The following is a 23998-nucleotide window of genomic DNA, read 5'->3' on the forward strand; positions in this document are numbered from 1 at the left end:
GAGGAAAATCTATGGCAAACAAGACTTTGGCCGGGGCGCTCCTGGCTTCATGTGCGCTCGTCGGACTCGCTGCTGGCGCGTCGGCGCAGGAATTCAACTATGGTTCGTTCCCGGGCTACACCCTCAAGGTGAAGCTCATTGGCGGCACGCAGTACGAAAAGCTCTATACGCGCATCCCCGAATGGGAAGCGCTGACGGGTGCCAAGGTCGAGATCGTTTCGTCCAAGAACCACTTCGATCTGGATCGCGAAATCAAGCAGGATATCGCGACCGGCCAGATCACCTGGTGCGTCGGCTCCAACCACACCAGCTTCGCCCCGCAATATGGCGACCTCTATATCGATCTCAAGGACTATATACCCGCCGAAGAACTGGCGAAATATGTCCCTGGCACGCTGGCTTCGGCTGAAGTCGATGGGCGCCTCGTGCAGATTCCGCGCGTTACCGACGTGTCCAATCTCTACTACCGGAAGGATCTCTACGAAGATCCGGCCAAGCAGGAGGCCTATAAGGCCGAGTTCGGCGTCGATCTGGCGCCGCCTACGACCTATGACGAGTTCAAGCAGCAGGTCATTTTCTTCGCCGAGCCGCCGAACCTTTACGGCACTGCCTTTGCCGGCAAGGACGAAGGCATGACCGGCCGCTTCATGGAAATCCTGCGCGCCAATGGCGGCGACATGTTCGACGAGAACTGGAACCCCATTTTCAATTCGTCCGAAGGCGTTGCGGCGCTGCAGTGGTTCATCGACATCTACAAGGCCGGCGCGGTGCCCGCTGGTACCGTGAATTACACCTGGGATGATATCGGCCAGGCCTTTGCCGCCGGCCAGCTGGCGCTTGACCTCGATTGGCCAGGCTTTGCCGGCTTCTATTCTGATCCTTCCGCCTCCACCGTCTCCGACAAGCTCGGCTTCGCCGTGGCTCCGGTTGGCTCTTCGGGCAAGCGCGGCGCCTGGTCCGGTTCGCATTCGTTCTCGGTTACCGAGGCCTGCGACAACAAGGAAGCTGCCGTTTCTCTGGCCGTGTTCCTCACCAATGACGAAAGCGAATTGATGGAAGCCCAGGCCGGCAATCTGCCGACGCGCTCGGCCACCTTCGACGAAGTCGTGCCGTGGTTCCACGAGAACAACAAGCCCGCGCTGGCCGAGATGTTCTCGGTGTTCCAGGCATCTTTGGCTGAAGCCCGCACGCCGCCGCTTGTGCCGGAATGGATCGAAGTGTCGAACGTGCTCTGGCCACAACTGCAGGCCGCCATCGTCGGCGAAAAGACCGCCCAGGAGGCCTTGGACAAGGCGGCCGATGATGCGCGTGTCATCCTCGAGGACGCTGGTCGTCTCTAGGGTCTGAAACCATCGAGCAGGCGGCCCTCGCATCGAGGGTCGCTTCGCTCCCGCCTCCAGAAGCCCTCCCGATAGATGGCATCAGTGGCGCGCATTGGCGTGACGCTGCACCGTCGCCCATCAGGGCATGGTATCGACTAAGCCATGCCAGACCCGATCGGGTCATTTTGCAAGGGACTGAAGTGACAGCGACCGCCGAACCCTATTCCCGGCCGACTGCGAAAGAGGGCATTACTGCCTTTTTCCGTTCGCCTGCGGCAATCCCCTATCTGCTGCTCCTGCCGGCGATAGTCGTCATTCTCGCGGTTGTGCTCGTGCCGCTGCTGGTATCGTTCTGGACCAGCTTCACCAGCTACAATCTCACCAAGCCCGATACGCTCTACAATTTCGTCGGCCTGCGCAATTATCAGCGCCTCCTGGGCAATGAGGAATTCTGGTGGGCTTTTGGGCGTACCTTCCTGTTTGTCACCATCACGCTCAATCTTGAAATGCTGCTGGGCCTTGGTCTGGCGCTGCTGATCAACAAGATCACCTGGGGCCAGCGAACCCTGCGCACAATCATGATGTTCCCCATGATGTTCTCGCCCATCCTGGTCGGCTTCCAGTTCAAATACGTGTTCAACGACTCCATCGGCCTCGTGAACAATGCGCTGTTCGATCTTGGCATAATCAGCCAGCCCATTCCCTGGCTGGTCGATGGAACACTGGCAAATTTCTCCATCATCTTTGCTGAAATCTGGATGTCGACTTCGGTCTTCGCCATTCTTCTGTTGGCGGGCCTCATGGCCCTGCCCAAGGAGCCGATCGAGGCGGCAAAAGTCGATGGCTGCAATCCCTGGCAAGTGTTCCGTCACATCACGCTGCCCTTCCTCATGCCCTTCGTCTACATTGCCATGACGATCCGCTCCCTCGATGTGGCGCGTGCCTATGACATGATCCGCATCATGACCAATGGCGGGCCGGCCGGTCGCACCGAGCTGATTTGGACGCTGATGACCCGCACCGGCTACCAGAACAGCCAGATGGGCATGGCCAATGCCATGGGCTATGTGTCGATCATCCTCTCGATCGTCTTCACCTTCTACTTCTACCGCAAGCTCACTGCGGCGCGGACCTTTATGGGAGGTGCGCAATGAGTGCCAACCGCCTGACCATCGAAAAGCCTTGGCAGCGGTGGCTGATCCGGCTTGGCGTGTTCATCGCCATGCTGATCCTGACCGTGCCGGGCCTCTGGGTGGTACTCACCGCCTTCCGCCCGAATATCGAAGTGCTGGCGCGCCCTGCCATCTGGATCCCGCAGAACTGGACGCTCGACAATTTCCAGCGTCTCTTCGGTCTATCCACAGCGCAGCAAGGCCTGCCGGTAGCGCAGTATTTCGTCAACTCGCTGGTGATTTCGCTGACCTCCACTTTCGTGGCGATCATAGTGGGCATGGCTGGCGGCTACGCATTCGCCCGCTATCGTTTCCGCGGCAAGGCAACATTGTTCCTTGCCTTCATGCTCAGCCGCACAGTTCCGGGCGTGGCGCTCAGCCTGCCGCTCTTCATCATCTGGGCGCGGTTGGGCATCATCGACACCAGTTTCGGGTTGATCCTGGTGTATATGGCCATCAACATCCCCTTCACCATCTGGCTCACCGATGGCTTCTTCCGTCAGATCCCGGTCGATCTCAGCGAGGCCGCCCAGATCGACGGCTGCACGCCCTGGCAGGCCTTCTGGAAGATCGAATTTCCGCTGGCCCGTTCAGGCCTCGCCTCTGCTGCCATCTTCGCTTTCCTCACCTCGTGGAACGAATATGCCTTGGCCAGCCAGCTCACCCGCACCACGGCCAGCAAGACCATGCCGGTCGGTCTCATGGATTTTACCGCCCAGTTCACCGTGGACTGGACCGGCATGAGCGCCATGGCCGTGCTGATCATCATCCCCGCCCTGGTGCTGACCTTCATCGTGCAGAAGCACCTGATCGCCGGTCTCACCTTCGGCGGCGTCAAGTAAGGAATTCCGATGGCACAGGTACGCCTCGACAAGGTTCGCAAGAGCTACGGCAAGCTGGAGACGGTGCATGGCATCGACCTCGAGATCGCCCATAACGAATTCGTCGTTCTCGTCGGCCCCTCCGGCTGCGGCAAGTCCACCACTTTGCGCATGATCGCGGGACTGGAAGAGATCAGCGGCGGCACGATTTCCATCGGCGACCGGGTGGTCAACGACCTGCCACCGCGGGCGCGCAACATCTCCATGGTGTTCCAGTCTTACGCGCTCTATCCGCACATGACCGTGCGCGACAATCTCGGCTTTGGGCTCAAGATTGCCAATATGCCGCCCGCCGAGATCGATAAGCGCGTGACCGAGGCTGCCGAAATTCTTGGCCTCGGACCGTATATGGATCGTCTCCCGGCCAATCTCTCCGGCGGCCAGCGCCAGCGCGTCGCCATGGGTCGCGCCATTGTCCGCAACCCCGACGTCTTTCTCTTCGACGAGCCGTTGTCCAATCTCGATGCCAAGCTGCGCGGGCAGATGCGCGTCGAGATCAAGAAGCTGCATCAGCGGGTCAAGACCACGGTCATTTACGTCACGCACGACCAGGTTGAGGCCATGACCCTAGCCGACCGCATTGTCATCATGCGCGATGGCCATATCGAGCAGGTGGGCACGCCCAGCGAGGTGTTCGAGCACCCGGTCAATACTTTCGTCGCCGGCTTTATCGGCTCCCCGCCGATGAACCAGCTCGATGCCGTGGTCAAGGAGGGCAAGGCAGTGCTCTCCGATGGCGTCGCCGTACCGCTGCCGAGCGGTCTGCCAGTGCGCGAGGGCCAGCAGATCGTGCTTGGTTTTCGTCCCGAAAGCCTGGCGCCGAAGGGGCATTCCCTTCACACCGAAGACGGGGCGCTGACCATTTCGCGCCCGGTGACCATCGCCGAGCCGTTGGGTACTGAAACCATTCTCTTCGTCGAAATGGGTAGCAAGGACGTGCAGGGCAAGATGCTCAATCCGCGCGTCGTGCATCCCGGCGAGGAGCTGACTTTCACCCTCGATCTGACCCGGCTGCACGTATTTGACCGGGCGAGCGGCAAGAGCGTACGGGCATAAAGATGGCCAGAATCGTCCGTGTCGAACTGGTGATGGTGGACCTCAAACCCAAGGTGAAGCGGGTCGACGCAATCCAGAGCTTCGTCAGCCAGGAAACGCCAATCGTGCGCATCACCGACGCCGATGGTGTCGTTGGCACCGGCTATAGCTATACAATAGGCACCGGTGGGCACTCGGTCATGGCGCTGCTGGAGCGGACCCTGGCACCGGCGATCATCGGACGCGACGCCGACGAGATCGAGGCGATCTGGCGCGATCTGTTGTTTCTCACCCACGCCACTACGGTGGGCGCCATAACTGCCATCGCCATGGCGGCGGTCGACACCGCCCTGTGGGATTTGCGCTGCCGCAAGCTGGGCCTGCCGCTGCACAAGCTCGCCGGTGGGGCGCAAAAGGCCATTCCGCTCTATACCACCGAGGGTGGCTGGTTGCATCTGGACGAGGCAGCACTGGTCGAGGACGCTCTCAGGGCCAAGGCCGATGGGTTTGGCGGCTGCAAGCTCAAGGTTGGCCGACCAATCCATGAGGACGTCAAGCGCATTGCCGCGGTGCGCGAGGCGGTGGGGCCGGGCTTTGAAATCTTCACCGACGCCAACCAGGCGTTCAATGTCGACCAGGCGATCCGCCGTGCGCGGGCCTATGAGCCGCTCGACATCGGCTGGCTCGAGGAGCCGCTACCGGCCGACGACATGTCCGGGCACATCCGGCTCAGCCAGCATACCAGCCTGCCCATTGCGGTGGGGGAGAGCGTCTATTCGGTCAGTCACTTCCGCGAATATCTGCAGCACAATGCCGCCAGCATCATCCAGGTCGATGTCGGTCGCATTGGCGGCATTACCCCCTGGCTCAAGGTGGCGCATATGGCAGAGACCTTCAACGTGGCTGTGTGCCCGCATTTCCTCATGGAACTGCATGTGAGCCTCTGCGCCGCAGTGCCCAATGCGCGCTGGGTGGAGTATATCCCGCAGTTGGATGACCTCACCACCGAGCGCATGCGTATCGAGGCGGGTAAGGCCATTCCTTCGGAACAGCCGGGCCTCGGCATCGCCTGGGATTTTTCGGCTATCGACCGGCTTGCCGTCGCCGGCAGCCGCAGCACCATTCAATAGGACAAGACAATTGGCTGACCTTACTGGCAAGATCGTTCTCATCACCGCCGCTGCGCAGGGCATCGGCCAGGCCTCGGCCCTGGCCTTTGCCCGTGCCGGCGCCAAGGTGATCGCCACCGATATCAATGCCACCAAGCTGGCCGAGCTCGAAGGCACGGCCAATATCGACACCCGCGTGCTCAACGTCCTGTCGGATGATGACGTCAATGCTGCTGTGGCGGAAATCGGCCATATCGATGTGCTGTTCAACTGTGCCGGCGTGGTCCATGCCGGAACCGTTTTGGAGATGAGCGACAAGGATCTGGATTTTGCCTGGGACCTCAACGTCAAGGCACAGATCCGCACCATCAAGGCCATCCTGCCGCAGATGCTTGAGCGTAGGGATGGTGCCATCATCAACATGGCGACCGTCGCCAGTTCGGTGAAGGGCGTCCCCAACCGCGCCGCCTATTCCATCTCCAAGGCTGCCGTCATCGGCCTCACCAAGTCGATTGCGTCTGACTACACCACCTCCAATATCCGCGTGAACGCCATTTGCCCCGGCACGGTGGAAAGCCCGAGCCTGCATGAGCGCTGGCACGCCACCGGCGATTTCGACGCTGCGCGCAAGGCCTTCATCGCTCGCCAACCCATCGGCCGCATTGCCCGCCCCGAGGAAGTGGCCGATCTGGCCGTCTATCTGGCGGGTGCCACCTACACCACCGGCCAGATCCACGTCATCGATGGCGGCTGGACCGCCTGAAGCCGCGCCGCCGGATTTGAGACTGAGCTCGTGCCGCCGCCGGGGGGGACGGCGCTCGGGTTCGCCGACAGGCACAAACCAATCATGCCGCCCCTTTTCTCAGTGAGGACAGGGGCGGCCGAGCCGACGGCCGGTGCAAATGCCCGACCGTCCCACTTCAGAGAATAGCAGCATGACCAAGATCACCGCCCTTACCACCCACGATTTGCGCTTCCCGACTTCTCAGTCGCTGGATGGCTCGGATGCGATGAATCCCGATCCCGACTACTCGGCCGCCTATGTGGTGCTGGGCACCGATGGCGCCCATGAGGGGCATGGGCTGACCTTCACCATCGGTCGTGGCAATGAGGTGGTGTGCACGGCCATCAAGGCGCTGACCGATCGTGTCGTCGGCCTGGACCTCGCCTGGATCGCCGAGAATCCCGGACGTTTCTGGCGCCATGTCACTGGCGACAGCCAGCTACGCTGGATCGGGCCGGACAAGGGCGCCATGCATCTGGCCACTGGCGCCGTGGTCAATGCGGTGTGGGATCTCTTGGCAAAGGAGGCCGGAAAGCCGGTCTGGCTCTATGTCGCCGAAATGAGCCCGGAGCAGCTCGTTTCCATCATTGATTTCCGCTACCTCACCGATGCCATTACCCCCGAAGAGGCTTTGGCCATCTTCAAGGCAGCCGAGGCCGGCAAGGCTGAACGCATCGCTAAGCTGCGTGAGGAAGGCTATCCCTGCTACACGACGTCGGCTGGCTGGCTGGGCTATTCCAACGAAAAGCTGACCCGCCTCGCCACCGAGGCAGTGGAAAGTGGCTTTACCCATATCAAGATGAAGGTTGGCCGCGACCTCGAAGACGACATCAGACGCCTGGAAATTGTCCGTTCGATCATGGGGCCTGATCGATACCTGATGATCGACGCCAACCAGGTCTGGGAAGTCGACCAGGCGGTCGAGTGGGTCAACCAACTCAAGCGCTTCAATCCGTACTTCATCGAAGAACCCACCAGCCCCGACGATGTCGAAGGTCATCGCAAGATTCGCGACGCCATCGCCCCGGTAAAGGTCGCTACCGGCGAGATGTGCCAGAACCGCATTCTCTTCAAGCAGTTCATCACCCGAGACGCCATCGATGTAGTTCAGATCGACGCCTGCCGCATCGGTGGCCTCAACGAAGTGCTTTCTGTGCTGCTGATGGCGGCCAAATATGGCAAACCGGTTTGGCCGCATGCTGGCGGCGTCGGCCTCTGCGAATATGTGCAGCACCTTTCGATGATCGATTATCTGGCGGTCTCGGGCAGCAAGGATGGCCGGGTGATCGAGTTTGTCGATCACCTGCACGAACACTTCCTTGATCCCTGCACCATCAAGAACGCCGCCTACATGCCGCCGGAGCGGGCCGGCTTTTCCATCGAGATGAAGCCTGACTCCATCGCGCAGAACACCTTTGCAGGATAAGGCTCCGCCACCGCTCACCAAGGTGCTTGTGTGACGACGAGACGCGCTCCCGGCTGGGGAGCGCGTCACAAGACGGGTTGTTCTGTCACCGATCTTGGCTAGGGTCGTTGCGACGATAAACCAAAGCCTTGGGGTGTTCATGGCAGCAAACGCGGCGCCTGCGAAATCGGTGGTCATTGTCGGTGGTGGAGCCAGCGGCGTACTGCTCGCAGCCCATCTGCTGCGCAGCGACGATCCCGATCTGCGCATCACCTTGATCGAAAAGCAGGGGCGTTTCGGCCAGGGCCTGGCCTATTCGGCGCTGCAGCGCGATCACCGCGTCAACGTCCCGGCACGCGGCATGAGCGCCTTTGCTGACGAGCCTGGGCATTTCTGGACCTGGTTGCAGCAGCATCAGCCCGGCAAATACGCCAGCTCATGGGTCTTCGTTCCGCGCCGCCTCTACGGCACATACCTAGAGGACGTACTGCGCCAGGCCGCCTCGCGCATCCCCGGCCGGCTGGTTGTGCTCTCCGAAGAGGCCGAGGCCCTTGAGACACGAGGCAATGGCGTTTCTGTTCGCCTTGGCAATGGCACAAGCGTAAGCGCACGCTGGGGTGTGCTCGCCGTTGGGCACGAGACCCAGCCGGCACGGGGCAGGGGCATAGCTGTGCGCGCCGGGTCGGATCAGGATACGCCGCTCGATCCCGACGCCCCAGTGATGATCCTTGGATCCGGCCTCAGCATGGTCGACGCCTGGGTGTCGCTCTCCGAAGCGCGCCACCGTGGCCCGATCACCGTGGTGTCGCGCAATGGCCTCCTGCCGCTGGCGCATAAGGACGTGTCGCCCCTCGAGATCGACGCGGCTGATGTTCCCTTCGGCAAGAGCCTCTCGGCACTGACCCATTGGTTCCGCAAACTGGTCCGAGATACCGAGGCGCTTGGCGGCAACTGGCGCAGCGTCGTGGATGGCCTGCGCCCATACAACCAGCGCCTTTGGCAGAGCTGGCCCAAGACGGAGAAGCGGCAGTTCCTCCGTCATATCCGCCCGTGGTGGAACGTGCATCGCCATCGCCTGCCGCCTGACCTGCATGAAGGGCTGGTGCGGGCTATCGAGGCGGGACAGGTGCGGCTAGTCGCGGCCGAATTCATGGGGATCGAGCGAGCCGGGGAGGGCGTGCGCGCCACCATCCGACCGCGCGGTTCCGCCGCCAGGCAGTCGCTCGATGTCGCCCGCGTTTACGATTGCGGTGGCGTCAGTGTCGATGTCCGCGCTAGCGCCAACCCGATCATCCAGCAGCTGATCCACACCGGCGCGGCGCGTCCGGACCCCATGCATATCGGTCTCGACGTCGACGACAATTGTGCGCTCATTGCCGAGGACGGCACCGTCTCGCCTCGGGTGCGTGTGGTTGGGCCGCTGACGCGCGGACGGTATTTCGAAATCGAAGCTGTTCCTGACATCCGCGTGCAGTGCGCCGCTCTGGCCAAATCGCTGTTGGCGCCGTCCTGATCAAGGCAAGGCCGTTCTTTCGATCTGTCGGGGGCCAGGCAAAAGGATTTTCTAGCGGAACGGGAAAACTCGGCCGCTGCTTCCTTGTGAAACTCTACCCTGTCGCTAGGGTTTGCTGAGTTCAGCAGCGGCAGGCCGATGACCGGTTCAACAGCGATTTTTCATGACTGCAGCGGGGCAGGGCGATGAGTGCGCGCATCCGGTTTCGCCAGCCCAATGTCATTCCCGGCTTCGGGCTGACCTTTGGCTTCACGCTCGTCTATTTTTCGCTGATCATTCTGATCCCGATGGTGGCGCTGGTCTTGCGCGCCACAGGGCTGGGTTGGAGCGGCTTCTGGGCAGTGGCGCTCGATGCGCGTGTGCTGGCTTCCCTGCGCACCAGCTTTGTCACGGCGCTCATCGCTGCCGGTATCAATGTGGTTTTCGGTACGCTGATCGCCTGGATCCTCGTGCGCTATCGCTTTCCGGGCCGGCGCATTGTCGACGCCTTCGTCGATCTGCCCTTCGCGCTGCCCACTGCCGTGGCAGGCATTGCGCTGACCGCAATCTATGCGCCCAATGGCTTTATTGGCCAGCTGGTGGCGCCGCTCGGCATCCGCATCGCCTATACGCCGCTGGGCATCACCATCGCCATGATCTTCATCGGACTGCCCTTCGTGGTGCGGACCATCCAGCCCATTCTCGAAGAGACCAGCCACGAGGTCGAGGAGGCTTCGGCAACGCTCGGCGCCAACCGGCTCCAAACCATTTCGCGGGTGCTGCTGCCGGGTCTGGCCCCCGCCATCCTCACGGGCTTCGCACTCGCCTTTGCCCGAGCGGTTGGTGAATACGGCTCGGTGATCTTTATCGCTGGCAATATTCCCTTCGTTTCCGAAATCACGCCTCTACTGATCGTCATCCGCCTCGAGGAATACAACTATGCCGGGGCGGCGGTGATCGCGACGATCATGCTGGCAATTTCCTTCTCCATGCTCTTCGTCATCAATCTGATCCAGGCCTGGAGCCGCAGGAGATATGGCTATGGCAACTAGGCTCGCAGCGCGGCGACAGCCTTCGCCCACCAATGAACCGCTCTGGGTCAGAGTGACGCTGATCCTGGTAGGCATGGTGTTTCTGGCGCTGTTTCTGGTTTTGCCGCTGATTGCGGTGTTTTCAGAGGCATTTCGCCAAGGTTTCGGCGCCTATTTCGCCGCACTCAATACCGCAGATGCCCAATCGGCCATCCGGCTGACGCTCTTGGTCGCCGCTATTGCCGTGCCTCTTAATCTCGTTTTTGGCGTCTGCGCCTCCTGGGCCATTGCCAAGTTCGAGTTCAAGGGCAAAGCCTTTCTGATCACGCTGATCGATCTGCCTTTTTCGGTGTCGCCGGTGATCTCTGGCCTGGTCTATGTGCTGCTCTTCGGCACCGGCAGCGTGCTCGGCCCCTGGCTGAAATCCTACAATATCGAAATCTTGTTCGCCGTGCCCGGCATCGTGCTGGCCACGATCTTCGTCACCTTTCCCTTCGTCGCACGCGAGCTCATTCCGCTGATGCAGGATCAGGGCAATGGCGACGAAGAAGCAGCTCTGTCGCTGGGCGCATCAGGCTGGCAGACCTTCTGGCGCGTTACCCTGCCCAATATCAAATGGGGTCTGCTCTATGGTGTCTTGCTCTGCAACGCGCGGGCCATGGGCGAGTTTGGCGCTGTTGCCGTGGTTTCGGGCAAGATCCGCGGCCAGACCACCACCATGCCGCTGCAAGTCGAGATGTTCTACAATGAATATCAAGGCACCGCCGCCTTCGCCTTGGCGTCGTTGCTGGCCCTCCTTGCCCTTGTCACGCTGGTGCTTAAGACCACCCTGGAGTGGCGCTTCGGTGCTGAATTGGCCGCCACCGGCCGCGGCCATTGAGGCGAGGTATCGAGGCCTTGCCGCAGGGTTAGTCCCCGCGACAAGGCGCATTCGATCGTCAGCTCACGCGAACCAGGTCGTTCCCGGATACTGATGCGCCCGCGCCACGTCCTCGTTGAGTTCGAGGCCGATGCCCGGCCGATCGGAAAGCTTGATCTTGCCGTCCCTGATGATGTCGCCGCCATCGGTGATCGTCGACCAATAGTCGCGATGGAACCAGTGGAATTCCAGCACCAGGAAATTGGGGATCGTGGCACAGACATGGGCCGAGGCCATGGTGCCGATGGGCGACGAGACGTTGTGCGGCGCGAAGGGGATTGAGTAGAGATCGGCGAGTTCCGCAATCTTGCGGCATTCGGACAGGCCACCGCATTTCGGGATATCAGGCATGATGATATCCACCGCCTGCTGTTCCAGCAGCTTTCGGAAGCCGTGGCGCAGATAGAGGTTTTCGCCAGCGCAGATCGGCGTCGACGTGCTGCGCGTAATTTCGGCCATCACGTCGATATTTTCGGGCGGGATCGGCTCTTCGAGCCACATGAGCTGGAGATGCTCGAGATCGCGCGCCAGGCGGATGGCGCTATGCTTGTCGAGCCGCGTATGCAGATCGCAGGCGACCTCGACGTCCTTGCCGGCAGCCTTGACCACCATTTCGGCCAGTTCGACCATGCGGTCATGCTCCCACTTGTTGGGAGTCATGTTGAACTTGTCTTTGACATACCAGCCGGTTTCGCTGCCGGTGTGGCCATAGGCGCGGATGTCGAGATCGACCTTGAGTGCCTTGAAGCCGGCCTCGAGCACCTGGTCCACCTCGCGCTGGACCTCGTCCATGTTCATGCCGGGCGAGACCTCGCAGTCGCAATAGACGCGGATATCGTCGCGGAACTTGCCGCCCATCAGTTCATAGACCGGCACCTCGAGCGCCTTGCCCTTGAGATCCCAGAGCGCGATCTCGACGCCGGTAAGCGCGGTGATCAACGCACCGGCAAAGCCGCCCTCGAACACCAGGTTCCGCCTGATATCCTCAAAAATGGCGTCAATGGCGAAGGGATCGCGCCCGATCAGCATCGCCGCCAGTTCTTTCTCGATAATGGCGATGGCCTGGTGGCCGCCATGCACGCATTCCCCCAGCCCGGTAATGCCGGCGTCAGTTTCGACGCGAACCCACAAATGCATGCAATGGCCGACCGTCGCCGCCGTTTTGACGGATGTGATCTTCACTCCGATGTCTCCTCAAAGCCTTGCCTAACCCTGGTCGGACAAATCCCGATCCACGGCCTCCTCCGCCGAATCCTCGAAGAATGCGATGCCGATATGCAGGTGTGACTGCAGGGCATACTGGTATCGGATCCGGTCCCTCTGCTCCAACGCGTCGACCACGGCAGCGTGCTGCTCATAGGTGTCGCCTGTGAAGTTGTGCAGTTCTTTGGCCCGCTCCATGATCCGGATGATCACCGGCTTCATGATCCCATAGACGTCGCGTACCGCGCGATTGTCGAGAATGGACACAATGCGAAGATGGAAGCGGAAATCCAGCTCCGATGCTTCCGCGATTGTCCCGGCGGCGCGCAACTGATCGTTGATGCGACGCATCTCCGCGATATCCTCGGGACGCATGAGGTCGAACAGCGTATCCACCGACCCGACCTCGATCAGCCGCCGAAATCCCTGGATATCATTGAAGGTCCGGCGGGAAATATCGAGCGTATTGAAAGAGAACAGGTCGAGTGCCCGTTCCATGCGGTCATCGATGATGGTGGCGCCAACCTTTGGGCGAACCGACACCACGCCATAGGCCTTGAGGATACGCATGGCTTCGCGCACCGTGTTGCGGCTGGCCTGAAACCGTTCGCACAGCTCGCGCTCGGTGGGCAGGCTGTCACCAACCACCAGGCCACCATCGGCGATCAGGCCGCGGATCTTGAGCACCATGGCATCTACGGCAGAGGGAATGGAGCTGCGCACAACCGAAGCGTTGAGCCCATTGCCGACCATTCCCATCCGCGGCAGATCGGTCATCCCTTGACGGCTCCAACGGTCAGCCCTTCGGACAGGAAGCGCTGGGCATAGACATAGAGGATGGCCACCGGCACGGCCGTAAGAAGCGATGCAGCCATCAGCTTGCCCCAGGGCAGGATGTCGCCAACCACCAGCGACTGCAGGCCGATCGGCAGGGTGCGCAGGGATTCACTGGTGATGAAGACGAAGGCAAAGAGGAACTCGTTCCAGGCGTTGGTGAAGGCGAACAGGGTCACCGAGAGAATGGCGGGTGCCGCCAGCGGCAGGGTGATCCGCCAGAAGATATAGAGGCGGCTGGCGCCGTCAATGCGTGCTGCTTCTTCCAGCTCCACCGGAATGGAGCGGAAGTAGCCCATCAATACCCAGGTCGCGAACGGCAGGAGGAAGGTGGGGTAGGTGATGATCAGCGCGGTATGGCTGTTGATCACGCCCAGATTGGTCAGGGTCTGGTAGAGCGGGATGAACAGCAGCGTACCCGGCAGCAGATAGGTGATCAGCAACAGCGTGGTCAACAAGCCCGCGCCACGGAAGCGCAGGCGCGAGAGGGCATAGGCTGCCAGCGACGCGAGCGCGACGGACACAAGCGTGCTCACCGCGGCCACGAAGGCCGAGTTCATCAGCCAGGTCAGGAACGGAGTGTCATTGAGCAGTGAAGTGTATTGATCCAGCGTCGGGGGATCGGGCCAGAAGATCGAGCGGCGCTCACTGATCTGCGGGGTCGATTTAAGCGAGGTGGTGACGATCCAGTAGAATGGGAAGATCACGAAAGCCAGGAACGGCACCAGCACCAAAAATCGAGCGAACGGGCCGGCATTTGATCGCGCCGCATGGCGCAGGATCGGCTGCGTCGCGGGGCGGCCGGTGGCCACGCGCACGCGCCGCACGATCCATTCCAGACCGGCGAAAATCAGCTGGATGGGAAGGAAGATGATGTCGATGATGACATTGACCAGCCAGGTTGCGCCCGACAGCAGCCGGTCGGCAAAGCCCGGGCCACGCTCGGAAGCGCCGTCGCGCTTGTCGTCCTGGCGCATAAAGCGGGCCAATAACCAGATCAGGATGGCCATCAGCGGTGCCACCGAGAAAGCGATGGCAATGCCTGGACCATATTGCAGCGAGCCCAGGGCCTTTTCATAGGCGAGGATGGAGTAAAGCTTCGTCGCGCCGCTTGGGCCGCCGCCGGTCATCAGAAAGGGCAGGCCAAACTGGTTGAAGGTGGAAATGAACGACAGCAGCAGGGTGACCACGATCACGTAGCGCAAGCTGGGCAGCGTGACGTTGCGGAACCGCTGCACGGCATTGGCGCCGTCCACCTGCGCGGCTTCGATCTGCTCCTTGTCCACGGCTTTGAGGCCGGCAAGCAGCAGCAGGACGAAGAACGGGATGCCCTTCCACACATTGACCGAGATGACGCTGGCCATCGCCATGTTGGGATCGGACAACCAGCCCAGCGGCCGATCGATGATCCCGACCCCTTGCAGGATAGGGTTGAGGCCGCCGAATAGCGGATCGTAGATGCTCTTCCAGGCCAAGGCGGTGACGATTTCCGGCACGATCCAGGGCAGCAGCATGATACCGCTCAACAGGCTGCGGAAAGGCAGACGGCTGTTGAGGATCAGCGCTACCGTCATGCCGATGACGAATTTCAGGGTCAGCGACCAGAACGTGAATTGGATGGTGTTCTGCATGGCCTGCAGAAAATCGCTACTGGTCCACAGCCGCTCATAATTGCGCATGCCGACATTGACGGTCTCGCCCGTGAGATAGTTGAGCGAGGTCGTACTGATGAAGATGGCGCTGACAAAGGGCCAGAAGATCAGCAGCGCCATGATCAGGACCATGGGCAAGACGAACAGATAACCGACTTTCCAGTCGGTCCCGAACAGGTTTTCCAAACGCTTCTTGAAGCTTGGTTGCCTGCGGGCAGAAGCCATCGGCAAGCTCATTCGATCGTCCATGCGTGTCTCCATCGGGTCGGGCGCCCGCCGCAGCGCGCACCAGCCTGAAGCCGAAAGTCCTGAAATTTAAGAGAAAGCGAGCGACGGACGCCGCGAGGCGCCCGTCGAAAAGGCTGGCTACATGATGCCGCCTTCTTCGAAGATCTGGACGATCTTGTTGTGCGCATCCTTGACCGCCTCTTCGGGGGTCATGCGACCGGCGATCACGTTGCCCATCGACTGTTCCAACACGCCCTGGGCGCGGATGGCATCGATCTGGGCAGCCGGCTTGGCAGGCCAGGAGGGGCCGATGAACGGGTCTTCGATGTCGACCTGTTCCTTGATGATCGCATAGTTCGAGTCTGCCGAGAGCAGCTCTTCGGTCCACAGGTTTTCGTAAGCCGGCATGAACAGGCCGCCGGCAACAGCTGACATCGGCGTGAAATTCGCCGGATCGAGCAGGTCCAGAGCCAGCTTCTTGGCCAGATCGACGTTCGGTGCGCCCTTGAAAATCGTCAGCCAGCCGCCGACGGCGCCGCCATTGCGATGGTCGCCATTATTGGCCCGCGGCTGCGGCACGAGAACAGTATGCGGGAAGACCGGATTGTTGTCGCGCTTGGAGGCAGCATAGAGCGAGAAGGCGTTGTGGGTGTAGCCCACCGACCCTGCAAGCCAGGCTTCGTTGTTTGAAATGTCGCCCCAGCTTTCGACACCAGGAGGCAACATGGCAGCATACTTGCCATTGCGGTCGTAGGTTTCGCGCACGAATTCATAGGCAGCGATGGTCTCCGGCGAGTCAAACTCGACCTTGGTGCCGGATTCGTCGGTGAAATGGCCGCCAAAGGCGTTGAGAATGGCTGATGCCACACCCCAGCCGTCACCGGACTGGTTCACGGTCAGGCCCCAGCCATAAAACCCATTATCAGGATCGGAAATCGCCAGAGCGGCTTCGCGGCGTTCTTCCCAGGTGTTCAGCGTCGAGACGTCGATGCCCTTCTCGGCCAGCTTGTCGCCCCGGAAGAATGCGCCTGTGGTGTTGGCGATGAACGGCACGGCGACCCAGCGCCCGTCGATCTTGCCGATGCTCTCGGCATTGATGCCGCGCATGACATTGCCGTAACGCTTGATGGCGTCCTCGACCACGTCGTTGACGTCTTCGAGCAGCCCAAGCAAGTGCATCTGCGGGATGGAAACCGTGCTGGTGTAGGCCAGGTCAGGCGGATTTCCGGCCTTTACCGCTGCAGACATCTTACCGAGGAAGTCACCGAACGATTCCGGGTTGGTCGTGGAGATATCGAGCTGCGCATTGTTGGCCGCAGCGAACTTGGTGACGGTGTCGCGGAACAGGTTCTGCGCCGCTTCGAAATATTCCGTGCGGTGGATGACAGTCAGTTTGCCAGCGGCGCCCTGCGGCAGCTCTTCCTCCGGTTTGTCCTGTGCAAATGCCGGCAGGCCATGCGCAGCTGCCCAAAGGCCCACGCCAGCGGCGCCGCCTTTCCTCAATACGTCACGGCGATTGAACTTGTCCGACGTCATGATGCCATTTCCTCCTGTTGGACCATGCCCGAGCGCTTGCGGAGCCCTGTTCTGGGCCTACCAATCCTCGCAAATTGCTCGTCCTCCCAGGAACAGGGCGACGCCGCCCATGCCCCCGTCACGGTCAAATATGGTCATTTTGTCCCATCATTGACCGCGAATGGCGATGTTTTAGGACTCAAAACGATCAGTCGTCAACCTTTTGTCCCACAAAAGACTTGCTGCATGGAAAACCTGCCTTTAGACAGAATGGGAGCCGCGCTGTGTCGAAACGCGTCCAAAGCCGTCCAGGCTTTGGGGCCGGCCTGCGCTGCGCCTGGTGCGAGCCCCCATCGAAATGAGGGGCGTTAAGAGGCGATTGTCGATCTGGGAGGAAATGATGGGTGCCGTAACGATCCGGGATGTTCGCAAGAGCTATGGCAATGTGGAGGTGCTGCACGGCGTCTCCATCGACATCAATGACGGCGAGTTCGTCATTCTGGTCGGACCATCAGGTTGCGGAAAATCCACGCTGCTGCGCATGATTGCGGGCCTTGAGGATATTACCGACGGCGACATCGCCATCGGGGGCATCGTGGTCAACGATCTTGCCCCCAAGGATCGCGACATCGCCATGGTGTTCCAGTCCTACGCGCTCTATCCGCATATGACGGTCGAGGAGAACATGGCCTTCTCGCTCAAGCTCGGGCGAGTGCCGCGCGATGAGATCAAGCAGCGTGTCGCCAGCGCCGCCACGGTACTGGGCCTCGAACCCTATCTGCAGCGCTATCCGCGCCATCTGTCCGGAGGACAGCGTCAGCGCGTCGCCATGGGCCGCGCTATCGTGCGCAATCCGCAACTCTTCCTCTTCGACGAGCCGCTCTCCAACCTCGACGCCAAGCTGCGGGTGCAGATGCGCAGCGAGATCAAGCTCAACCACCAGCGCCTCAAGACCACCACGGTTTATGTGACCCACGACCAGATCGAAGCCATGACCATGGCGGACCGCATCGTGGTGATGCATTCGGGCCATATCGAGCAGATGGGCACGCCGCTCGAGCTTTACGATCAGCCCAAGAATCTGTTCGTGGCCGGCTTCATCGGTTCTCCCGCCATGAACATTGTCAAAGGTGAGATCGCTGGTTCCAGCTTCAAGCTCGCCGATGGAACCGCGATCGATCTGGGTAGCCTGCCCGCAGGCGTGTCCGATGGTCCCATCACCCTGGGTCTCCGCCCGGAACATCTGCGGCTCGACCCGAACGGCGTACAGGCCGAAATCGTCATCATCGAGCCCACCGGCTCTGAAACCCTGGTCACGCTACGCGTCGGTAGCCAGGATTTGATCGGCGTGTTTCGCGAGCGCATCGCCGCCGGACCGGGCGAGCGCATCGGCATCGCCTTCGACAACACCAAGATGCATCTTTTCGACGCTCAGACCGGCAATCGCATCGCTCGCTGAGCGAAGCTGTTACCGGCAAGACGTGATGCGGGGCAGGGTGCGCAGGCCGGCAAAGGAAGCAAAAGCAATTCCCGCACGCGGTTGAGTGCTCTTTGGAACAGCGGCAAAGCCGGTTGGCCCGGCTTTGCGCGTTAGCGGCCCGATCCAGCAAGATTTTTCATTTCTTCCGAGTTCGGGGCAAGCCTGCACCTTCATAATCACGACCGAGTTGATAGGGTTTAGCCATCATCACTCGGGAGGTTCCGATGAACCGGACAGCCAGGATTTTTGCCTACACTGCCCTTGCCGCCTCGCTGGCCATGGGTTTCGCCGTCACCGCCCATGCCCAGGACAAGACGCTCATCAACGTCTCCTATGACCCGACGCGCGAACTCTATCGCGACTACAACGAGGTCTTCATCAAGCACTGGCAGGAAACCAAGGGCGAGACCGTAGCGGTCCAGGTAACCCATGGCGGCTCAGGGTCGCAAGCCCGCACGGTGATCGACGGGCTCGAGGCCGATGTGGTGACGCTGGCGCTCGAAAGCGACATCAACGCCATTTCCGACGCCAACCCGGCTTTGGTGCCGGCAGACTGGCGCACTCTGCTGCCCAACAATAGTGCGCCATATACCTCGACCATCGTGTTCCTCGTCCGCAAGGGTAACCCGAAGGGCATTGCCGACTGGGGCGACCTGACCAAGGATGGCGTCGAAGTCATCACCCCCAATCCGAAGACCTCTGGCGGCGCACGCTGGAACCTGCTCGCGGCATGGGCATGGGCCAAGGCACAGCCGGGTGGCAATGACGACACCGCCAAGGAATATGTTACCCAGCTCTACAAGCACGTTCCGGTGCTCGATACCGGCGCGCGTGGGTCCACCACCACTTTCGTGCAGCGTGGCATCGGCGATGTGCTGCTGGCGTGGGAGAACGAGGCCTATCTCGCGCTCGAAGAGCTTGGTCCGGATGCTTTCGACATCGTCACCCCCTCGGTTTCCATCCTCGCCGAACCGCCGGTGGCGGTCGTCAAGGGCAATGCAGAACGCAAGGGTAATCTGGAGCTGGCGCAGGGCTATCTTGAGTATCTCTATTCCGATGAAGGCCAGGCGATCGCCGCCAAGCACTACTATCGCCCGTTCAAGCCGGAAGCGGCCGCTCCGGAAGACATTGCCCGCTTTGGTGATGTGAACCTGATCACCATCGAGGATTTCGGCGGCTGGCGTGAGGCGCAGCCCCACTTCTTCGGCGATGGTGGCGTCTTCGACCAGATCTATTCCGGTCCGACCCAGTAGCAGCTCAACTCGCGGTCGGCCCCACAGGCCGGCCGCACCTGTCTTTGGCCCCGCAAACCGCATTGGGAGACTGACATGGTTCACTTCTTTGGAATTTTCGGTCCGGGCAAGCTGGCGCGGCGCGCCCAGGACGACGCTCCCGCCAAGGCCAATTTTTTCGGCGGCCTGCCCGATCCGGCCCAGGGCGCCGTACCTTTGACGCGCGCCGAGCAGGATGCCTGCTTCCTCAATGGCAAGGGACCCGAACCCTGCGCGGACAACGAGTCCTCGGAGCAAGCCGAGGTCCAGGAGTAATTAGGCCATCACCCCGAAGACTGCGCCGATGGCTGCAGTCACCGCCATGGCTAAAGCCCCCCAGAAGGTGACGCGCAGAGCGCCACGCACGAGGCCGGCGCCGCCCGCAGAGGCGCCCAGCCCGCCCAGGATGGCCAGTCCGACAAGGGTGGATGCTGCGACCAGCCAGACCACCAGAGCTGGCGGAGAGAACACTGCCACGAGGATCGGCAGGATGGCGCCGGTGGCAAAGGTCAGCGCCGAGACGAGGGCCGCCTGCACCGGGCGGGTGGCGATAGTCTCGGAAATGCCCAGCTCATCGCGAGCGTGCGCGGCAAGGGCATCTTTGCTGGTCAGTTGTTCCGCCACCTGGCGTGCCAGCGTCCGGTCCAGGCCCCGCGCCTCATAGATACCCGTCAACTCGTCCAACTCCCCCTCCGGATCGTCCCGTAGTTCGGCGCGCTCGCGGGCCAGGTCGGCCTGCTCAGCATCCGATTGCGAACTGACCGAAACATACTCTCCCGCCGCCATCGACATGGCGCCGGCCACCAGCCCGGCAAGGCCGGCAATCAGGATCGCTTGATGGTTCGAGCCCGCCGACGCCACGCCCACCACCAGGCTTGAGGTGGAAACCAGGCCGTCATTGGCTCCGAGCACGGCAGCGCGCAGCCAGCCGATCCTGTGCACCATGTGCATTTCGCGATGGGTCGTTCTGCTCATTTCGCTTCCCTGTTTCGAAAATTGGCGTCGAAGGTGATGGTGACGGTCATGCCGCTCGCGCTCTTGTGTTTGGCAAGAACGGCACCGTTCAGGTGAAGGACTCGCTCGACCACGGTGAGGCCGATGCCGAGCCCTTCCGACAGGGGGGCAGATCCGGCCCCAGACGGCGCCATGTCGATCACCGCGATCACCGGGCCGGGCCCGGCGCGCACGACGATAGTGGTGCCCGGCGGCGTGTGGCGCACGGCGTTCTCGATCAGGTTGCGGCAGGCGTCGCGCACGAGATTGGGCGCGATGCGGACGCTGTCGGCCCCTTCATTTTCGAACGCAATACTGGCGCCACGTGACAACACCCACGGGGCAATGACGCCCACCAGTTCCTCCCCCAACAAGCCCAGGTCGGTGGCCACGAATTGGTCCGCCTCCAGTGCCTCAAGTCGCGCCAGTGCCGTAAGCTGCGCCACGAAATCGGATAATTCATCGACCTGAGCTTCGGCGCGCCGGGCCGTCGGGTGATCCAGGGATGACAGTTCCAGCTTGATGATGGAAAGGGGCGTTCGCACTTCGTGGGCGATGGCAGAGGTGAGCACGCGCTGGCTGCGGATCAACTCGCCGCTGCGGGCAAAGGCGCGATTCACCGCACGGGTCAGATGCCCCACTTCCTCGGGCATGCCAGCGATGGGCAACCCCTCACCCAGTTGCAGGGGATCGAGGCGGTCGGCCGCGATAGCGGCAGCCTTGACCGGTCGCAAGGCGGAGCGGATTGAAACAATGGTGCCGCCGATCACAAAGACCAGCAAAATGCTCATAGGCACGATCAGATGGTCGAGCACCTCATGCCAGAACACCCCCCAAACCAGCCCGTCACGGTCACCCATGGTGGCAAATTCGATCAGCAGCGGTGTGCCGTCGCGCTCCACTCGTCCGCCACCGGCGACATGGAGCGGATTTCCAGGCGTGATCACCCGTACCCAGAAATCGGGCGGTCGCACCGACAGGGGCAGGAAGTGTTCCTCGCAGGCGGTGTCGCAGGCCGAAAACAAGACCGCGCCATCGGCCGTGCGGACGCGCGCGAAATAGCCGGTTCCGGGGGCAAACAACTCCTCCATCTCGTCGGGCAGGGCATAGCCGATCCGGCCCGAGACACTGGCGGCGCCTTCGCTCAGCATGTCCACCTGTTGCTCCACTAGCAACCTGCCCAGTTCCTCGTCGTTGAAATAATAGTCGCTGAAGACCACCGCCATCTGCGCCAGGGCGGCAAGAAAACCAAAGACGATGATGCGCGTCGCCGCGAGCTGCCAGAGTGGACGGCTCATGACGTCGTTCTCAGCAGGTAGCCGACACCGCGAATGGTCTCGATCACAAGGCCTGTCTCATATCCCTCCAGTTTTCGACGCAGCCGCGACACCGATAATTCCACCGCATTGCTGCTGTGTTCATCGCCGAATTCAGAAAATGCGTGCTCGATCCTGCGCTTGGACACAACCTGATCGGCCTGGCGCATCAGCATTTCGAGCAGTCCGCGCTCGCGCGGCGCCAGGTCGATGGACTGTTCGCCACAGCGCAATGTCGAGCCGGACAGCGGCAGGGTAAGCTGGCCGGCAACCAGATCCGGCATGACGGCATGCGGGCTGCGCCGCAGCAGTGCCCTGACGCGGGCCAGCAGTTCGCCGTTATTGAAAGGCTTGGTGAGATAGTCGTCGGCGCCCGCATCGAGGCCATCGATCCGCTCGTCCACGGCGCCGCGGGCGGTCAGGACCAGAACAGGGGTCGCCACCGCTCGCGCCCGCAGGCCGCGCAGCAGATCGAGCCCGTCAATATCGGGCAGGCCCAAATCGAGCACGATGGCATCATAGGGCACCTGTCTCTGCGCCTCGATGCCGTCTTCGCCTAAAGCAAAATCGTCGACCAGCCAGCCCGCATCCCGCAAAGCCTGGCTGGTCAACGCCCGCAGGCGCTCACTGTCCTCGATCAGCAATATGCGCATCAGAGCCGTCCAGTGGCCGTTTCCATCCGGTAATCATCGCCAAAGGCAGGTTTTCACGGTGTCGCACGCTTTCTATCATGGCCGCAGCGATATGCAGAATGGCAAGGCCAAGAACGGCATTGGCCATCACATCATGCAGCGTTTCCAACCACTTCTCGCCCCAGAACGCGTCGAGCCCCATCATCCAGCCAGTGACACCGAGCCCAGCCAGCAATGCCATCAGGCTCAACATCATGACGGCGCCGAGCGGCGAATGACCGAGGGTGCGCGGATCGGTGCCGGCGAGCAACTGTCGAACATGGTTCACCACACGCCGCGGCGTTGGAAAGAAGTCCGAAAAACGTGCATGCCGCGTTCCGACAATGCCCCAGACCAGGCGAATGGCCAACGCGCCGACGACGACATAGCCGGTCACCTTGTGCCAATATTTGCCGTGCTCCAAGACCCAGAGGTTGAGCACGACGCCGGTGACGATGGTCCAGTGGAACAGGCGGACAAGCGGGTCCCAGACCCTGACGGGGGCGGCGGATTGCTCCGCCGCCGTGCCAATTGGATGCGTGTCAGCCATCGATCTCGGCCTCGACGACGTCGCCGGTCACCGGGTTGAAATAGACCTCGGCGCGCTTTTCGTCCTTGGTGAAGCCGTAGATCTCGTAGCAATTGCCACTGATCTGGAAGGTCTTGATGGTGTAGCCGAGTTCGGCAACCTTGGCCTTCATGGCATCTTCGCTCATCCACTTGTCCCGCGCTTCAGTGGTGCAGTTTGGGCTGGCCATGGCCAGGGTGGGCGACAGGACGACGAGGGCGGCGACGACAGCAGCTTTGAGTTTCATGGGTGTTCTCCATTTTCGGGGCCGCACCATCGCGGCCATGGTCATGGATTAGCCGGGCCAAGCTGTCGGGATGCTGTCGAAGCCATCAAATCGTCGACCCGAGCCGTTTCGCCGACGGCGCCAGACTCAGCTAGGGTGCGGTCGCGCAATACGGGGCTTCCAAAATATCCATGTCCGAAACCGACCTTTATCTCCCGCTCAAGGCCTTCATGGAGGGCGCCGGTTATTCGGTCAAAGGGGAGGTGAATGGATGCGACCTGGTCGGTGTGCGGAACGACAATCCGACCGTCGTCGTTGTCTGCGAAATGAAACTGTCCCTGACGCTCGAACTGGTGATGCAGGGCGTCAAGCGCGCCGCTTTCTGCGACGAAGTGTGGCTGGCGGCCCGTGCTGCAAAGACTGGCCGTGGCCGCGAGCATGATGCGCGGTTCCGTAATCTCTGCCGCCGGCTGGGCTTTGGTCTGCTCACTGTTTCGGCCTCCGGGGCCGTCGAGATCATTGTCGCCCCCTTTGCCGCGATACCGCGCAAGGACGCAAAGCGCCGCTCTCGGCTGCTGGAGGAGCATCGGCGCCGGGTTGGCGATCCGCAAAAGGGCGGTGGACGCGGCAAGCCGATCATGACCGCCTATCGGCAGGATTGCATACGTTGCGCTGCGGCCCTGTTGTCCGGGCCGCAAAGTCCCCGCCAGCTCAAATCCGTTGTCGAACGCGCGCCGACGATTCTGCGCAGCAATGTCTATGGCTGGTTTGTCCGCGTGAGCCGCGGCATCTATGATCTCACCGAACTGGGTCGAGCGGCAGTAATCCCGGCCCAAGAATAATGGGCGCCCTCACTGTGAGGACGCCCATTATCAGGTCTAGTAATCTGAC

Annotated in this window: 23 protein-coding genes; 14 read left to right on the plus strand and 9 right to left on the minus strand. The window is 61.5% G+C overall.

The genetic code is table 11. From position 1 onward, the window contains the following. Positions 1–11 precede the first annotated feature (11 nt). The 10 genes from BGO80_RS16835 (at position 12) to cysW (ending at position 11111) form a co-directional block, all read left to right on the plus strand. A complete protein-coding gene (locus BGO80_RS16835) occupies positions 12–1340 on the plus strand; it encodes an ABC transporter substrate-binding protein (RefSeq protein WP_286722454.1) in 1329 nt (442 codons plus the stop codon). A gap of 260 nt (positions 1341–1600) precedes the next feature. Continuing rightward, entirely contained in the window at positions 1601–2476 is an 876-nt protein-coding gene (locus BGO80_RS16840; RefSeq protein ID WP_206437828.1) for a carbohydrate ABC transporter permease, read from the plus strand. Further along, entirely contained in the window at positions 2473–3336 is an 864-nt protein-coding gene (locus tag BGO80_RS16845; RefSeq protein ID WP_286722456.1) for a carbohydrate ABC transporter permease, read from the plus strand. The genes BGO80_RS16840 and BGO80_RS16845 overlap by 4 nt, the downstream gene beginning before the upstream one ends. A 9-nt stretch (positions 3337–3345) precedes the next feature. Beyond that, positions 3346–4431: an ABC transporter ATP-binding protein gene (locus tag BGO80_RS16850; protein ID WP_286722458.1), complete on the plus strand. Its 1086-nt coding sequence runs from the start codon at positions 3346–3348 to the stop codon at positions 4429–4431. A 2-nt stretch (positions 4432–4433) separates the two neighbouring features. Then, positions 4434–5540: a mandelate racemase/muconate lactonizing enzyme family protein gene (locus BGO80_RS16855; RefSeq protein ID WP_286722459.1), complete on the plus strand. Its 1107-nt coding sequence runs from the start codon at positions 4434–4436 to the stop codon at positions 5538–5540. A 10-nt stretch (positions 5541–5550) separates the two neighbouring features. Beyond that, positions 5551–6282 (plus strand): SDR family oxidoreductase, encoded by a 732-nt coding sequence (locus tag BGO80_RS16860; RefSeq protein WP_286722460.1) that lies wholly within the window; start codon positions 5551–5553, stop codon positions 6280–6282. A 172-nt stretch (positions 6283–6454) separates the two neighbouring features. Further along, complete coding sequence (locus BGO80_RS16865; RefSeq protein WP_286722462.1) at positions 6455–7729, plus strand: L-fuconate dehydratase; 1275 nt, start codon at positions 6455–6457, stop codon at positions 7727–7729. Positions 7730–7868: 139 nt separating this feature from the next. Further along, positions 7869–9221 (plus strand): FAD/NAD(P)-binding protein, encoded by a 1353-nt coding sequence (locus BGO80_RS16870; protein WP_286722464.1) that lies wholly within the window; start codon positions 7869–7871, stop codon positions 9219–9221. Between the two features lie 185 nt (positions 9222–9406). Beyond that, on the plus strand, positions 9407–10252 hold the full coding sequence (gene cysT / locus BGO80_RS16875) for a sulfate ABC transporter permease subunit CysT (protein WP_286722465.1): 846 nt from the start codon (positions 9407–9409) through the stop codon (positions 10250–10252). Then, positions 10236–11111, plus strand: coding sequence for a sulfate ABC transporter permease subunit CysW (gene cysW, locus BGO80_RS16880; protein ID WP_126150569.1), 876 nt, complete (start codon positions 10236–10238; stop codon positions 11109–11111). Before cysT ends, cysW begins: the two co-directional genes overlap by 17 nt. 63 nt (positions 11112–11174) lie before the next feature. Here the strand turns inward: cysW and BGO80_RS16885 are convergent, their stop codons facing one another. The 4 genes from BGO80_RS16885 to BGO80_RS16900 all read right to left on the minus strand — a co-directional run bounded on the left by BGO80_RS16885 (position 11175) and on the right by BGO80_RS16900 (position 16603). Then, a complete protein-coding gene (locus tag BGO80_RS16885) occupies positions 11175–12332 on the minus strand; it encodes a mandelate racemase/muconate lactonizing enzyme family protein (protein ID WP_286722468.1) in 1158 nt (385 codons plus the stop codon). A 24-nt stretch (positions 12333–12356) separates the two neighbouring features. Beyond that, positions 12357–13130, minus strand: coding sequence for a FadR/GntR family transcriptional regulator (locus BGO80_RS16890; RefSeq protein ID WP_126150570.1), 774 nt, complete (start codon positions 13128–13130; stop codon positions 12357–12359). Beyond that, on the minus strand, positions 13127–15088 hold the full coding sequence (locus BGO80_RS16895; RefSeq protein ID WP_286722470.1) for an ABC transporter permease: 1962 nt from the start codon (positions 15086–15088) through the stop codon (positions 13127–13129). Before BGO80_RS16895 ends, BGO80_RS16890 begins: the two co-directional genes overlap by 4 nt. A 117-nt stretch (positions 15089–15205) precedes the next feature. Then, the gene (locus BGO80_RS16900; protein WP_126150572.1) at positions 15206–16603 is read right to left on the minus strand and encodes an ABC transporter substrate-binding protein; all 1398 of its coding nucleotides are present in this window, start codon (positions 16601–16603) and stop codon (positions 15206–15208) included. Between the two features lie 379 nt (positions 16604–16982). Between BGO80_RS16900 and BGO80_RS16905 the strand changes: the two genes are divergently transcribed. The 3 genes from BGO80_RS16905 to BGO80_RS16915 all read left to right on the plus strand — a co-directional run bounded on the left by BGO80_RS16905 (position 16983) and on the right by BGO80_RS16915 (position 19609). Further along, on the plus strand, positions 16983–18041 hold the full coding sequence (locus BGO80_RS16905; RefSeq protein ID WP_286722473.1) for an ABC transporter ATP-binding protein: 1059 nt from the start codon (positions 16983–16985) through the stop codon (positions 18039–18041). A 299-nt stretch (positions 18042–18340) separates the two neighbouring features. Then, a complete protein-coding gene (locus tag BGO80_RS16910) occupies positions 18341–19315 on the plus strand; it encodes a sulfate ABC transporter substrate-binding protein (protein WP_286723066.1) in 975 nt (324 codons plus the stop codon). 75 nt (positions 19316–19390) lie between these two features. Further along, entirely contained in the window at positions 19391–19609 is a 219-nt protein-coding gene (locus BGO80_RS16915; RefSeq protein ID WP_286722474.1) for a hypothetical protein, read from the plus strand. Here BGO80_RS16915 and BGO80_RS16920 read toward each other — a convergent pair whose 3' ends face one another. From BGO80_RS16920 to BGO80_RS16940, 5 genes are read right to left on the minus strand one after another with little or no spacing between them, the layout of a single operon-like run. Then, positions 19610–20308 carry a VIT1/CCC1 transporter family protein gene (locus BGO80_RS16920; RefSeq protein ID WP_286722475.1) on the minus strand — a complete coding sequence of 233 codons (699 nt, stop codon included), beginning with the start codon at positions 20306–20308 and terminating at the stop codon, positions 19610–19612. Beyond that, positions 20305–21624 carry a sensor histidine kinase gene (locus BGO80_RS16925; protein WP_286722476.1) on the minus strand — a complete coding sequence of 440 codons (1320 nt, stop codon included), beginning with the start codon at positions 21622–21624 and terminating at the stop codon, positions 20305–20307. Before BGO80_RS16925 ends, BGO80_RS16920 begins: the two co-directional genes overlap by 4 nt. Further along, a complete protein-coding gene (locus BGO80_RS16930) occupies positions 21621–22295 on the minus strand; it encodes a response regulator transcription factor (protein WP_286722477.1) in 675 nt (224 codons plus the stop codon). Before BGO80_RS16930 ends, BGO80_RS16925 begins: the two co-directional genes overlap by 4 nt. Then, complete coding sequence (locus BGO80_RS16935) at positions 22267–22863, minus strand: cytochrome b/b6 domain-containing protein (RefSeq protein ID WP_126150579.1); 597 nt, start codon at positions 22861–22863, stop codon at positions 22267–22269. Before BGO80_RS16935 ends, BGO80_RS16930 begins: the two co-directional genes overlap by 29 nt. Then, positions 22856–23128, minus strand: a complete 273-nt coding sequence (locus BGO80_RS16940) for a PepSY domain-containing protein (RefSeq protein WP_286722480.1) — start codon at positions 23126–23128, stop codon at positions 22856–22858. The genes BGO80_RS16935 and BGO80_RS16940 overlap by 8 nt, the downstream gene beginning before the upstream one ends. 170 nt (positions 23129–23298) lie before the next feature. Here BGO80_RS16940 and BGO80_RS16945 point away from each other — a divergent pair, with 170 nt between their 5' ends. Further along, complete coding sequence (locus BGO80_RS16945) at positions 23299–23949, plus strand: DUF2161 domain-containing phosphodiesterase (RefSeq protein WP_286722482.1); 651 nt, start codon at positions 23299–23301, stop codon at positions 23947–23949. The last annotated feature ends 49 nt before the right edge of the window (positions 23950–23998 follow it).

Source organism: Devosia sp. 63-57, from assembly GCF_001899045.1.
GTDB lineage: Bacteria > Pseudomonadota > Alphaproteobacteria > Rhizobiales > Devosiaceae > Devosia > Devosia equisanguinis.

Excerpts from the sequence above, each read along its gene's own strand:
- BGO80_RS16870 (WP_286722464.1), top strand. The coding sequence starts at position 7,869 with ATGGCAGCAAACGCGGCGCCTGCGAAATCGGTGGTCATTGTCGGTGGT.
- cysT (WP_286722465.1), top strand. The coding sequence starts at position 9,407 with ATGAGTGCGCGCATCCGGTTTCGCCAGCCCAATGTCATTCCCGGCTTC.
- BGO80_RS16940 (WP_286722480.1), bottom strand. The coding sequence starts at position 23,128 with ATGAAACTCAAAGCTGCTGTCGTCGCCGCCCTCGTCGTCCTGTCGCCC.
- BGO80_RS16835 (WP_286722454.1), top strand. The coding sequence starts at position 12 with ATGGCAAACAAGACTTTGGCCGGGGCGCTCCTGGCTTCATGTGCGCTC.
- BGO80_RS16845 (WP_286722456.1), top strand. The coding sequence starts at position 2,473 with ATGAGTGCCAACCGCCTGACCATCGAAAAGCCTTGGCAGCGGTGGCTG.
- cysW (WP_126150569.1), top strand. The coding sequence starts at position 10,236 with ATGGCTATGGCAACTAGGCTCGCAGCGCGGCGACAGCCTTCGCCCACC.
- BGO80_RS16865 (WP_286722462.1), top strand. The coding sequence starts at position 6,455 with ATGACCAAGATCACCGCCCTTACCACCCACGATTTGCGCTTCCCGACT.
- BGO80_RS16855 (WP_286722459.1), top strand. The coding sequence starts at position 4,434 with ATGGCCAGAATCGTCCGTGTCGAACTGGTGATGGTGGACCTCAAACCC.
- BGO80_RS16850 (WP_286722458.1), top strand. The coding sequence starts at position 3,346 with ATGGCACAGGTACGCCTCGACAAGGTTCGCAAGAGCTACGGCAAGCTG.
- BGO80_RS16945 (WP_286722482.1), top strand. The coding sequence starts at position 23,299 with ATGTCCGAAACCGACCTTTATCTCCCGCTCAAGGCCTTCATGGAGGGC.
- BGO80_RS16915 (WP_286722474.1), top strand. The coding sequence starts at position 19,391 with ATGGTTCACTTCTTTGGAATTTTCGGTCCGGGCAAGCTGGCGCGGCGC.
- BGO80_RS16900 (WP_126150572.1), bottom strand. The coding sequence starts at position 16,603 with ATGACGTCGGACAAGTTCAATCGCCGTGACGTATTGAGGAAAGGCGGC.
- BGO80_RS16890 (WP_126150570.1), bottom strand. The coding sequence starts at position 13,130 with ATGACCGATCTGCCGCGGATGGGAATGGTCGGCAATGGGCTCAACGCT.
- BGO80_RS16895 (WP_286722470.1), bottom strand. The coding sequence starts at position 15,088 with ATGGACGATCGAATGAGCTTGCCGATGGCTTCTGCCCGCAGGCAACCA.
- BGO80_RS16910 (WP_286723066.1), top strand. The coding sequence starts at position 18,341 with ATGGGTTTCGCCGTCACCGCCCATGCCCAGGACAAGACGCTCATCAAC.
- BGO80_RS16920 (WP_286722475.1), bottom strand. The coding sequence starts at position 20,308 with ATGAGCAGAACGACCCATCGCGAAATGCACATGGTGCACAGGATCGGC.
- BGO80_RS16935 (WP_126150579.1), bottom strand. The coding sequence starts at position 22,863 with ATGGCTGACACGCATCCAATTGGCACGGCGGCGGAGCAATCCGCCGCC.
- BGO80_RS16930 (WP_286722477.1), bottom strand. The coding sequence starts at position 22,295 with ATGCGCATATTGCTGATCGAGGACAGTGAGCGCCTGCGGGCGTTGACC.
- BGO80_RS16925 (WP_286722476.1), bottom strand. The coding sequence starts at position 21,624 with ATGAGCCGTCCACTCTGGCAGCTCGCGGCGACGCGCATCATCGTCTTT.
- BGO80_RS16905 (WP_286722473.1), top strand. The coding sequence starts at position 16,983 with ATGGGTGCCGTAACGATCCGGGATGTTCGCAAGAGCTATGGCAATGTG.